Source organism: Nocardia sp. CC227C (genome assembly GCF_030767025.1).
Taxonomy (GTDB): Bacteria; Actinomycetota; Actinomycetes; order Mycobacteriales; family Mycobacteriaceae; genus Nocardia.
In genome coordinates this window covers 289,048-300,554 of sequence record NZ_JASITE010000002.1, presented here as the reverse complement: position 1 = coordinate 300,554, position 11,507 = coordinate 289,048, and the positions used below count along the sequence as shown (strand labels likewise).

Annotated in this window: 13 protein-coding genes and 1 other RNA gene; 10 read left to right on the top strand and 4 right to left on the bottom strand. The window is 66.8% G+C overall.

The features are described from left to right. Window positions 1-274: 274 nt before the first annotated feature. Both hisN and QMO76_RS04720 read right to left on the bottom strand, forming a co-directional pair. Complete coding sequence (gene hisN, locus QMO76_RS04725) at window positions 275-1,060, bottom strand: histidinol-phosphatase (RefSeq protein ID WP_306359928.1); 786 nt, start codon at window positions 1,058-1,060, stop codon at window positions 275-277. A 68-nt stretch (window positions 1,061-1,128) separates the two neighbouring features. Then, on the bottom strand, window positions 1,129-1,725 hold the full coding sequence (locus QMO76_RS04720) for an NADPH-dependent FMN reductase (protein ID WP_306359927.1): 597 nt from the start codon (window positions 1,723-1,725) through the stop codon (window positions 1,129-1,131). A 189-nt stretch (window positions 1,726-1,914) separates the two neighbouring features. On the opposite strand from QMO76_RS04720, the gene QMO76_RS04715 reads away from it, so the two are divergent. The 10 genes from QMO76_RS04715 (at window position 1,915) to ssrA (ending at window position 10,617) form a co-directional block, all read left to right on the top strand. Further along, on the top strand, window positions 1,915-2,766 hold the full coding sequence (locus QMO76_RS04715) for a helix-turn-helix domain-containing protein (RefSeq protein ID WP_306359926.1): 852 nt from the start codon (window positions 1,915-1,917) through the stop codon (window positions 2,764-2,766). Between the two features lie 390 nt (window positions 2,767-3,156). After that, the gene (prfB, locus tag QMO76_RS04710; RefSeq protein ID WP_306359925.1) at window positions 3,157-4,275 is read left to right on the top strand and encodes a peptide chain release factor 2; all 1,119 of its coding nucleotides are present in this window, start codon (window positions 3,157-3,159) and stop codon (window positions 4,273-4,275) included. A gap of 87 nt (window positions 4,276-4,362) precedes the next feature. Next, entirely contained in the window at window positions 4,363-5,220 is an 858-nt protein-coding gene (locus tag QMO76_RS04705) for a mechanosensitive ion channel family protein (RefSeq protein ID WP_306359924.1), read from the top strand. Then, window positions 5,207-5,404, top strand: coding sequence for a hypothetical protein (locus tag QMO76_RS04700; protein WP_306359923.1), 198 nt, complete (start codon window positions 5,207-5,209; stop codon window positions 5,402-5,404). The genes QMO76_RS04705 and QMO76_RS04700 overlap by 14 nt, the downstream gene beginning before the upstream one ends. Window positions 5,405-5,461: 57 nt before the next feature. After that, on the top strand, window positions 5,462-6,151 hold the full coding sequence (gene ftsE / locus QMO76_RS04695) for a cell division ATP-binding protein FtsE (protein WP_029931836.1): 690 nt from the start codon (window positions 5,462-5,464) through the stop codon (window positions 6,149-6,151). Further along, a complete protein-coding gene (ftsX, locus tag QMO76_RS04690) occupies window positions 6,151-7,056 on the top strand; it encodes a permease-like cell division protein FtsX (protein ID WP_306359922.1) in 906 nt (301 codons plus the stop codon). Before ftsE ends, ftsX begins: the two co-directional genes overlap by 1 nt. A gap of 108 nt (window positions 7,057-7,164) precedes the next feature. Further along, window positions 7,165-9,225, top strand: coding sequence for a DNA helicase RecQ (gene recQ, locus QMO76_RS04685; protein WP_306360177.1), 2,061 nt, complete (start codon window positions 7,165-7,167; stop codon window positions 9,223-9,225). Between the two features lie 104 nt (window positions 9,226-9,329). After that, window positions 9,330-9,563, top strand: coding sequence for a hypothetical protein (locus QMO76_RS04680; RefSeq protein ID WP_306359921.1), 234 nt, complete (start codon window positions 9,330-9,332; stop codon window positions 9,561-9,563). 52 nt (window positions 9,564-9,615) lie between these two features. Beyond that, complete coding sequence (smpB, locus tag QMO76_RS04675) at window positions 9,616-10,089, top strand: SsrA-binding protein SmpB (protein WP_029931840.1); 474 nt, start codon at window positions 9,616-9,618, stop codon at window positions 10,087-10,089. Between the two features lie 155 nt (window positions 10,090-10,244). Beyond that, window positions 10,245-10,617, top strand: a transfer-messenger RNA (tmRNA) gene (ssrA, locus tag QMO76_RS04670). Between the two features lie 84 nt (window positions 10,618-10,701). Here the strand turns inward: ssrA and QMO76_RS04665 are convergent. After that, complete coding sequence (locus QMO76_RS04665; protein WP_306359920.1) at window positions 10,702-11,127, bottom strand: PIN domain-containing protein; 426 nt, start codon at window positions 11,125-11,127, stop codon at window positions 10,702-10,704. Beyond that, the gene (locus QMO76_RS04660; protein ID WP_306359919.1) at window positions 11,127-11,450 is read right to left on the bottom strand and encodes a hypothetical protein; all 324 of its coding nucleotides are present in this window, start codon (window positions 11,448-11,450) and stop codon (window positions 11,127-11,129) included. The genes QMO76_RS04665 and QMO76_RS04660 overlap by 1 nt, the downstream gene beginning before the upstream one ends. Window positions 11,451-11,507 lie beyond the last annotated feature (57 nt).

Sequence of the window (11,507 nt, the reverse complement as noted above, 5' to 3'; positions counted from 1 at the left end):
CTGCGTTGCAAGATCTGTATAACGAGGAGTTTCGTTCGGTTATTTCGATCTCATCTCGTCAACTGTCAAGGGCCGCTACGTTTTTCACCGAGGCGAAAGGAGGAAAGTCATGTTGTCAGGACTCGTCTCTGTAGTCGTTGGTCTGCTCGGTGGTCTCGTCGGGGTGCTGATCGGCCCCATGGATGGTGGCGGCACCGGATCCGCCTAGTTACCTCCGGACAGTGGAACGCCCCCGCGACGGAGCGGGGGCGTTCTTGTCGTTCCCGGCGTGAACTCAGCTCGCCAGCGCGGCCAGCACCACGTCGTGCAGCAGACCGTTGGTGGCCACCGCGCTGCCGCCGTGCGGGCCGGGGGTGCCGTCCAGAGCGGTGAAGCGGCCGCCCGCCTCCCTGATGAGGATGTCCAGCGCGGCCATATCCCACAGGGACAGTTCGGGTTCGGTGACGATATCCACCGCGCCCTCCGCCAGCAGCGCGTATCCGAAGAAGTCGCCGTAGCCGCGCACCCGCCACACCTCGTCGGTGAGCGTGATGAGCTGATCCCGGCGGCCGATATCGCGCCACCCCGACAGGCTGGAGATCGCCAGGCTGGCCGAACCCAGCAGCGGCACCGCCGACACCGAGATCGCCTTCGGCTCACCCGACTCGAAACTGCTCCACGCCCCCGCCCCGCGCGCCGCCCACCAGCGCCGCGCCAGTGCCGGAGCGCTCACCACGCCCACCACCGGCTCGCCGTCCTCCAGCAGCGCGATGAGCGTCGCCCACACCGGCACCCCGCGCACGAAGTTCTTGGTCCCGTCGATCGGATCGACCACCCACTGCCGCCCCCTGAACTCGGCCTCCCCGCCGAACTCCTCACCCAATACCGCGTCGCCCGGCCGCTCCGCCGCCAATATCGCCCGGATCTCCCGCTCCACCGCGAGATCCGCATCCGACACCGGCGTCAGATCCGGCTTCGAGTCGATCTTCAGATCGAGCGCACCGAACCGATCACGGGTAATCCCATCGGCCGCATCGGCCATCCGCAGGGCGAGTTCGAGGTCACTGGAATACGAGGTCACGCCCCAAACCGTAACCTGTCACCCGCCACCGGACCTGTCGGCCGGCCTTCCCGATGACGATCGATAGGTCACACACTCGCCGGCTGCGTACGGGCGGCGGCCAGGGCGGCCGACCACCAGTGGAGTTCGTCGAGCATGGCGGTCGCGGCTTCCTCGGGGCCGGTGGGGTCGAGCAGCTTTCCCTCGGCGTCGAACAGCAGGTAGAAGCGGGGGAAGGAGACGTAGCCGCGGACGGTGTGGGCGTGGAGTTCGTTGAAGACCTGGCGCAGGTGTTCGATGGCCAGGATGCCGCCGCTGTTGCCGCTGTAGCCGACGAAGGCGATGGCCTTGCGGTTCCACTGGGTGAAATGCCAGTCGATGGCGGCCTTGAGGGAGCTCGGGTAGCTGCGGTTGAACTCCGGGGTGACGATGACGAACGCGTCGGCCGCGCCCAGGCGTTCGGTCAGGTCGACCATGCCCGCCGGGCGGGGCGGGTCGGGATCCATGAGCGGGGAGACCGCGGGCAGGGCGTGTGGCAGGTTCGATTCCGCCAGGTCGATCAGATCCACCTCGAAACCGCCGTGTGCGCGGGCGTACTCGGTGATCCAGTTCGCGACCACCGGGCCGAAGCGGCCCTCGCGAACACTGGCGATGATCACCGCGAGGCGCAGGGGAGTGCCGGACATGAGAGCTCCTTGACGAGTCGAGTGGCGTTGGCGGCCGCGGGTGCGGTCGGGCAACCGAGCGCGTGCCGGCGCTCGGTGCGCGGTTGCCGAGTTCGACTCTGCCGCCGCTCGGGCGCGGTGGGGAGGCCGCGCCGAGAGTGGTAGCGGCAGGGCCACTCTCCGGGGTGCGGGCGCTGTTACGTTCGAGAGGTGAGCGACAACGAGATGGGGCTGTTCCTGCGTAGTCGGCGCGAGGCGGTCACGCCCGCGGCGGTGGGGCTGCCGGCCGGATCGCGGCGGCGCACGCCCGGCCTGCGCCGCTCCGAACTCGCCACGCTGGCCGGGGTGAGCGTCGAATACCTCACCCGGTTGGAACAGGGACGGGACCGGCATCCCTCGGCGGAGGTGCTGTCGGCGCTGGCGGACGCGCTGCGGCTGACCTCCAGTGAACGCATTCACCTGTATCAGATGCAGAAGGGCGGGCGCGGCTTCCACTGCCTGGGCGGCGCCCTGCCCAACCGGGAGGTGCGCCCGGCCGTGCTCGCCATCCTCGACCGGCTCGAACCCGCGCCCGCCGCGGTGCTCAACCGACTCGGTGAGGTGCTGGCCTGCACGGAAGGCTATCGCGGGCTCATGGAACCTTCGGGCCTGCTCGATTCCGGCCTGCCCGCCAACTTCACCCGCTACGTCTTCGCCGATCCCCGCGCCCGCACCACCTACCCGGACTGGGCGCACCTGGCCGACGCCGCCGTCGCCACCCTGAAAGCCGGTCCCTTCCGCTCCGATGCCCTGGTCGCGGCGCTGGCCGACGAACTCGCCGTCACCGTCGGCCCGGAATTCACCGACCGGGTGCTCTCGGTACCCGGTTTCGCCGCCGCCAACGGCATCCACCGCCTGGTCCACCCGGAGGCCGGCGAACTCCGCCTGGCCTGGGAGCGCCTGGATCTCTCCGTCGACGACGACCAGCATGTTCTGGTCCACCTCCCCGCCGACGACCCCACCGCCGCCGCCCTGGACCGGCTGGTCGGACGCCGTCCCGGCGGTCTGCGTGCCCTCGGCTGACGCGGACCGGGCGGCCCGTCTCGGTAATCCCTTGGGCGGGAAGCTTTTCCACTCGTCAGCGATGCGGACTCGGCGTACCATGTCACCGTGACCGATCGAAGCGAATTCCAGGAAGCCGTGTCGCGCGCCGCGCGACGGGGCGTCGACCAGTCGCCGCGTTCCGAGGTGTGAAGAGAACCGGCCGCGCCGGGCGATCCCGCGGCCGACGGCTTCCCATCGACTCGCCATTCCACCGTCCGCTGCGGGCCATCGCGCCCGAGGGCGGGCACCTCATCGAATTCCCGCGGTCCCGGATCGGCTCCCGACCGGCGATACGCGTGCAAAACCCCGTCGCGGCACCCGAGCCGGGCGCTTAAATTTCGGAGAGGCGGCCCTGTAGCCTTGAACACCGTGCATCCTGACGTCTCCGCTGATCTTGCCGAACTCGACGCGACCCTGAAGACCGTCGAGTCGGTGCTCGATATCGACGAGTTGGTCCGCCGCATCGACGAGCTGGAGCAGCAGGCCGCCGACCCGGAGCTGTGGAACAACCAGGAACACGCCCAGGCCGTCACCAGCGAGCTCTCGCACGCCCAGGGCGAACTGCGCCGCGTGCGTGACCTGCGCCAGCGGCTCGAGGACCTGCCCGTGCTCTACGAACTCGCCGAGGGCGAGGAGGGCGAGGCCCGCACCCAGGCCGTCGCCGACGCCGACGCCGAGCGCGCGGCCCTGCACGCCGATGTGGAGGCCATGGAGGTCCGCACCCTGCTGTCGGGCGAGTACGACAAGCGTGAGGCGCTGGTCAATATCCGCTCCGGCGCGGGCGGCGTGGACGCCGCCGACTGGGCGCAGATGCTCATGCGCATGTACGTGCGCTGGGCCGAGCGGCACAAGTACCCGGTGGAGATCTACGACACCTCCTACGCGGAAGAGGCCGGTATCAAGTCGGCCACCTTCGCCGTCAAGACCCCGTACGCCTACGGCACCCTGTCGGTGGAGATGGGCACGCACCGCCTGGTGCGTATCAGCCCGTTCGACAACCAGGGCCGCCGCCAGACCTCCTTCGCCGAGGTCGAAGTACTGCCCGTGGTCGAGACCACCGACCACATCGAGATTCCGGACAACGAGGTGCGCGTCGACGTATACCGCTCCTCCGGACCCGGCGGTCAGAGCGTCAACACCACGGACTCGGCGGTGCGCCTCACGCACATCCCGACCGGCATCGTGGTCACCTGCCAGAACGAGAAGTCGCAGCTACAGAACAAGATCTCGGCCATGCGGGTGCTCCAGGCCAAGCTGCTGGAGCGCAAGCGGCAGGAGGAGCGCGCGCAGATGGACGCGCTCAAGACCAACGAGGGCGCGTCGTGGGGCAACCAGATGCGGTCCTACGTGCTGCACCCATATCAGATGGTGAAGGATCTGCGCACCAACTACGAGGTCAACAATCCGTCGGCGGTGCTGGACGGCGATATCGACTCCTTCATCGAGAGCGGGATCCGCTGGCGCATGCAGCAGAATCAAGATGCCTGAGCGCGGGCGGCATCCGCTGGCGGATGCCGGAGCACGACCGGCAACCCTCCGCGGCACGATCACTGAGCGCTGACTCGAGGTACAACCATGCAGATGCTGCTCGCCGCGAGTACCGCCGCGGATTTCGGCAACTGGGTCCGGTCGAGCGGACTCGAGATCGTGCTGCTGATCGTCGGCGCGATGCTGTTCAGCCGGTTCGTGACCTACGTGCGCGACCGGGTGACCCGCCGGATCGACGCCGGATTCCACAGCAGCGATTCGCTGGTGCGCTCGGAGGCGGCCAAGCATCGGCATGCGCTCGCCCAGGTGCTCACCTGGGTGGTGTTGTCGCTGGTGTACTTCCTGGTCGGTTTGGAAGTATTGCAGCGCTTGGGATTTCAGCTCGGTGGTCTGGTCGCCCCGGCGGCGGTGCTCGGTGCGGCGCTCGGTTTCGGTGCGCAGCGCATCGTGCAGGACATACTGGCCGGTTTCTTCCTCATCACCGAAAAGCAGTACGGCTATGGTGATGTCGTCAGCATTGCGGTAACGGGCTCATCACAGGATGCTGAAGGTACGGTAGAGGACGTCACCTTGCGTATCACCACGCTGCGCAACGCTGACGGCGAAGTGATCACCGTACCCAATGGTCAGATCGTGAAAGTTGTCAATCTGTCGAAGGATTGGGCGCGTGCGGCCATCGACGTGCCCGTACCCGCCAGCGCCGACATCAACCGGGTCAACGAGATCCTGCACGAGGTCTGCAGCCGCGCTTTCGCCGATCGCAAGCTCAAATCGCTGTTGCTCGACGAGCCGACGGTCATGGGTGTCGAAGATCTCACCGTCGATCAGATGAACATCAAGATGGTCGCCCGGACGTTGCCGGGCAAACAGTTCGAAGTAGGGCGCGAGCTGCGGGTGCGGGTGGCCGCGGCGCTGCGCCGAGAGGGTCTGAGTGAAACTGCGTAAATCACCGGGCTTCACGCTGAAAGCCCGCAAATCCACAGCGATCCTGATGACCGTGTGGGTCGCGACATTCGTGCTGTACATCCTCGTCAAGCCGGAAGACTCACAGCGACCGGCGTATACCCCCATCGTCAACTCGGTGCTCAACAATGACGCGACCGGCGGTGTGGCCCCGCCGCCCCGCTGAACCCGAGGCCGCGCGGCGCGCCGGTGTGTGCGGCGCGCCTGGCTACACTGGCTCCCCGTGATAACCCTGCGGAACGTCACCAAGTCCTACAAGACCTCGACGCGACCCGCGCTGGACAACGTCTCCGTCGATATCGGAAAGGGCGAGTTCGTCTTCGTGATCGGACCGTCCGGTTCCGGCAAATCGACCTTCATGCGTTTGCTGCTCAAAGACGAGAAGCCGACAGCGGGCGAGGTCTGGGTGGCGGACTTCCGGGTGGACCGGCTACCCGGGCGCAAAGTGCCGAAACTGCGGCAGCGTATCGGCTGTGTCTTCCAGGACTTCCGGCTGCTGCAACAGAAGACGGTCGAGCAGAATGTCGCCTTCGCCCTCGAGGTGATCGGCAAGAAGGGCTCGTTCATCAATCGCGCGGTGCCCGAGGCGCTGGACATGGTGGGGCTGTCCGGCAAGGCCGACCGGCTGCCGAGCGAACTCTCCGGTGGTGAGCAGCAGCGCGTCGCGCTCGCTCGCGCCTTCGTGAACCGGCCGCTGGTGCTGCTGGCCGACGAACCCACCGGCAACCTCGACCCGGATACCAGTCAGGACATCATGACGCTGCTGGAACGCATCAACCGCACGGGCACCACGGTGGTGATGGCCACCCACGACAACACCATCGTCGACGCCATGCGGCGGCGCGTGGTGGAACTCGATCGCGGTCGCCTGGTGCGCGACGACGAGACCGGCGTGTACGGGGTGGGCCGGTAATGCGCATCGGCTTCCTATTCGGTGAGGTGTTCACCGGCCTGCGCCGCAACATCACCATGACCATCGCCATGATTCTCACCACCGCGGTGTCGCTGACCATGCTCGGCGGCGGCCTGCTCGCGGTGCGCATGGCGGACAAGATCGAGAACTTCTACATGGACCGCGTCGAGATCCGGCTGTATCTCGACGATGTCGTCTCCAGCACCGACCCGGATTGCCTCGCCGAACCCTGCGCATCGCTGCAGGCGGACCTGAAGGCGAACGACATGGTGGCGAGCGTGCAGTTCGTCAACAGCGAGGAGGCGGTGCAGGAGGTCAAGGAGACCACCTTCAAGGATCAGCCGGGGCTGGCCGACGAGGTCACCAAGGAGGGGCTGCCCGCGTCGTTCCGGGTGAAGCTGACCGACGCCGAGAACTATCAGGCCATCTACGACGAGTTCGCGACGCGGCCGGGCGTGATGACGGTGCTCAACGACAAGGACATCGTCGACCGGCTGGTGAGCTTCTTCGTCGGATTGCGCAATGCCGCATTCGGTTTGGCGCTGTTGCAGGCGTTCGCGGCGCTGCTGCTCATCGCGAACATGGTGCAGGTGGCGGCCCTGGCCCGCAAGACCGAGGTGGGCATCATGCGTCTGGTCGGCGCGACCCGCTGGTACACGCAGCTGCCGTTCCTGCTGGAAGCCGTGCTGGCCGCGCTGGTGGGGTCGGCGCTGGCGGTGGCGGGACTGTTCATGGCCAAGCCGCTGGTGATCAACCGGGCGCTGGGCGACCTGTTCGACAATCGCGTGCTGCCGGGTATCAGCGGTGACGACATCGCGGCGGTGTCGTTCGTCATCCTGCCGGTCGGTGTCGGATTCGCCGCGCTGACGGCCTATGCCGCACTGCGGTACTACGTGCGGGAGTGATCGTCCGCGAACAAACGGTGCGAAGTCTCGCGGGGACCGGACAACGGGGTTCCCCTGTCGGCGTCGATCCGTAGGATTGCCGGGGTGAGTGCCCCGGAGATCGAGACCATGTCCGCCACTGGTGCCGACGTCGGCAGTGACGCCGCGCACGAGGTGCTACGCCGGGTATTCGGTTACGACAGTTTCCGGGGGCCGCAAGCGGCCATTGTCGACCAGGTGATCTCCGGCGGTGACGCGCTGGTGCTCATGCCCACCGGCGGCGGCAAATCGCTGTGCTATCAGATCCCGGCGCTGGTGCGTCCCGGCGTCGGCGTGGTGATCTCACCGCTCATCGCGCTCATGCAGGATCAGGTGGACGCGCTCAACGCCCTCGGCGTGCGGGCCGGGTTCCTCAACTCCACCCAGTTTCCCGACGAACGGCGCACGGTGGAGGCGCAATTCGTGGCGGGGGAGCTGGATGTGCTCTACCTCGCGCCGGAACGACTGCGGCTGGACGCCACCGCGCAACTGCTGGACCGCGGCAAGATCTCCGTCTTCGCCATCGACGAGGCGCACTGTGTCTCGCAGTGGGGCCACGATTTCCGGCCCGACTATCTGGCGCTGTCCATGCTGCACGAGCGCTGGCCGGATGTTCCGCGCATCGCGCTCACCGCCACCGCGACCGAGGCGACCCGCAAGGAGATCGCCCAGCGGCTGGATCTGACCGGGGCGAAACACTTCGTCGCGAGTTTCGACCGGCCCAACATCCAATACCGGATCGAGGCCAAGAACCGGGCCGACCAGCAACTGCTGTCGTTCATTCGCGCCGAGCACGCCGGGGACGCGGGCATCGTGTACTGCCTGTCCCGCAACTCGGTGGAGAAGACGGCGGCCTTCCTGACCGCCAACGGCATCGAGGCCGTGCCCTATCACGCGGGGCTGGACAATCGCACCCGGGCGACCAACCAGGCCCGCTTCCTGCGTGAGGACGGTTTGGTCGTCTGCGCCACCATCGCGTTCGGCATGGGTATCGACAAACCCGATGTGCGCTTCGTCGCGCATCTGGATCTGCCGAAATCGGTGGAGGGCTACTACCAGGAGACCGGTCGCGCCGGACGCGACGGGCTCCCGTCCACGGCGTGGATGGTCTACGGGCTCAGCGATGTCGTGCAGCAGCGCAAGATGATCGACCTCTCCGACGGTGACGCCGCGCATCGGCGGCAGTTGCAACTGCACCTCGACGCCATGCTGGCGCTGTGTGAAACGGTGGAGTGCCGCCGCACCCAGCTGCTCAACTACTTCGGTCAGGCCGGGGAGAAGTGCGGCAACTGCGATACCTGCCTCACCCCGCCCGAGTCCTGGGACGGCACCGTCGCGGCCCAGAAGGTGCTGTCCACGGTGCTGCGCCTGAAGCGGGAACGCGGCCAGAGTTTCGGCGCGGGCCACATCGTCGACATCCTCATCGGCAAGCGCAACCCCAAGGTCGAACAGCACGCCCACCACGAACTCAAGGTGTTCGGCGTGGGCAGCGAACTGCGCGATATCGAATGGCGCGGCGTCATCCGCCAGCTCCTCGCCCAGGGGCTGCTGGCGGTGCACGGCGACTACGGCGTGCTCACCCTCACCGAGGCCAGCAATCAGGTGCTGTTCGAGAAACGCCAGGTCAAACTGCGCCGCGAACCCGAACGCAGCAAGGCGGCCCGCACATCCAAGTCCGGCAAGGCTTCCCGGCTCGCCGCCGCGGACATGTCCCCGGCCGACAACGAGCTGTTCGAGAAGCTCCGGGCCTGGCGTGCGGGTGTGGCCAAGGAGCAGGGCGTGCCCGCCTACGTGGTGTTCCACGACGCCACGCTCCGCGAGATCGCCGCCCGCAAGCCCGCCTCACTCGCCGATCTCGGCGGTATCTCGGGTATCGGTGAGGGCAAGCGCGCCAAGTACGGCGAGGGAGTGCTGGAGGTCGTGGCCGGAGCCGGCGCGTCGGCGCTCGCGCCCGGAGATCGTGCCCCCGGCGCGGGTCGGTCGGGTGTGCCCGCGGGTCACACCGGGTCGAACGCCACCGGATCGCGGTCCGGTGCGACACCGGCCCGCACCGGTCGAGCGGCGGTGTCGGCATCCGACGCTCCCGACGACATACCGCTTCCCGAGCCGCCGCCGGAGTACGACGAGCTGCCGCCGCCGGACTGGGAGTAGGTCGCTCCGCCGGGCGGCACCCGCCACTTCCCCGCAATCCCACGATTGGGTACCGAACCGGCGTCGGAGGCATAAAACGCCCTGGCCGGGGATACCTTTCGGGCATGGATTCCAGTAACGGCGCTGGTGACGAACTCGACATCGAGAGCCCACCGGAGGCCGAGGCGGCGGATGCGGGCGTGGTCCCACCGCCGCGAGTGCACGAGATCGTGGATTCCGGCTGGCTGGGGCGGCGACGCGCGCCGCGCCGCGGCCGACCGAGGTGGACCACGATCGTCCTGTCCGCCCTGTGGATCGGTACCCTGCTGCTCTACCTGTGGCTGCAACGCGGCGGGTAGTGCGGGCCCGACCAGGGAATAATCCCGTTGCCCGACCACTTAGAGTGGTGCTGTGAAAGAAAAGGGTCGCAAGGTCATCGCCACCAACCGCAAGGCGCGGCACAACTACACGATCCTGGAGACCTTCGAGGCCGGGGTCGCGCTGGTGGGCACCGAGGTGAAGAGCCTGCGGGAGGGCAAGGCATCGCTGGTCGACGCCTACGCCACCATCGACGACGGCGAGGTCTGGCTGCGCGGTCTGCACGTCCCCGAATACGGGCACGGCACCTGGACCAATCACGCCCCGCGACGCACCCGCAAACTGCTGCTGCACCGCCGCGAGATCGACAAGCTGACCGGCAAGACCAAGGAGACCAGCCTCACCCTGGTCCCGCTGTCCATGTACTTCAGCGACGGCAAGGTGAAGGTCGAACTGGCCCTGGCCAAGGGCAAGCAGGACTACGACAAGCGCCAGGACCTGGCCCGTCGCACCGCCGAACGCGAGGTCACCCGCGAGATCGGCCGCCGCATCAAGGGCATGCGCTGACCGCCGCCCACCTGCACCGATCCTGTCGGCCACGCCACGCTGACACCGTCAGCCACGCCACAGCGGGATAATGGAATGATCCGCCGGTCGCGGAGTGTTAAAGTTACAAGCCCGGTCGCAAGATCGGGAGTTCATCTGGATCGATGAACACAGACGGGGCTGAACGGTTTCGACTGCGTACGTTGATTCAGGGGAAGCGTGTCGGTGCAGGCAGGAGACCACCGTATAAGCGTCGCTGTAACCCTATAAGCGCCGATTCTCATCAGCGCGACTACGCTCTCGCTGCCTAAGCAGTAGAGCGTGTCTGTCAGCCCGGGTTCGCCCTCGACCCGGTCCCTGGCATCAGCTAGAGGGCTCTACCGTCCGCTGCGGCCGCGGCGTCGGACGGGACACCAAACAGCGGCTGGGATCGTCATCTCGGCTTGTTCGCGTGACCGGGAGATCCGAGCAGAGACACAGCGAACTGCACACGGAGAAGCCCTGAAGATGCGGCGGAGGACCCGGGTTCGATTCCCGGCAGCTCCACTGAGGCCCCTCACCTGAACCGCAGGTGAGGGGCTTTTTGCCATGTCAGGCACTGCCCGAAACCTCCGTGGACACCCAGACGGGCGGCTATCCGTGGTGCGTGCCCGTAGACGGGTCGAACACCTTCACGCCCTTTCCGACGAAGTCCTTGACGTTCTGAGTCGCCAGGATCGCATCATGAGCTAAGGCGATAGCCGCTATTTGTGCGTCGAGAACTTCCCCTGCCGTCGGTCTGGGGCGCTTCACCATCAATGTCGCATAGTAGAAGGCAGCGGCGTAGTCGAATGTCAGAACCCGTCCGGCTGCCTCGAGGGGTGCGAATACGGCATCGGCCGCAACATCGAGCGCGGCGCGCTTCTTTCCCTTATCGAGCGCGTAGATGCCGTTGAGGGTCTCCATGACGGTGACGGAAGTCGTGTAGATCGTCGGCTGGGTGACCAACCAGGCGGCCACGATCGGATGTTTTTCCGGAGTCATGGCCGCTGCGATCACACTGGTGTCGAGGATGAGCACTACTTGGTACCTTCGTGCCGGACACCGATTTCCGGCACGTCGCCATCAAGTGCTTGCCGAAGCTCAGCCAGCCTGGCAAGCAGGGCGGCCCCAGACAGAGGGCTGGGTGTAGAGGTGTCGTCCTCGGCGGCAGCGCGAGTGAGTATGTCCCGTATTTCGGCTTCCATAGACCGACCGTGACGCGCGGCCCGACGCTGAATGGTTGCCTTGATGACGGGATCGAGGTTGCGGACATTCAGATTGGTCGGCGTCGCCTTGGCGACCGCGTCTTTGGCAGTCGCCTTACGTGCCTTGTGGGTCTTCGGTGTCTTGGTCGTCGCCATGAAGTCAATGATATCGGAACGCTCTCAGATTGCACTCATGATCTCGACCGGACCGAG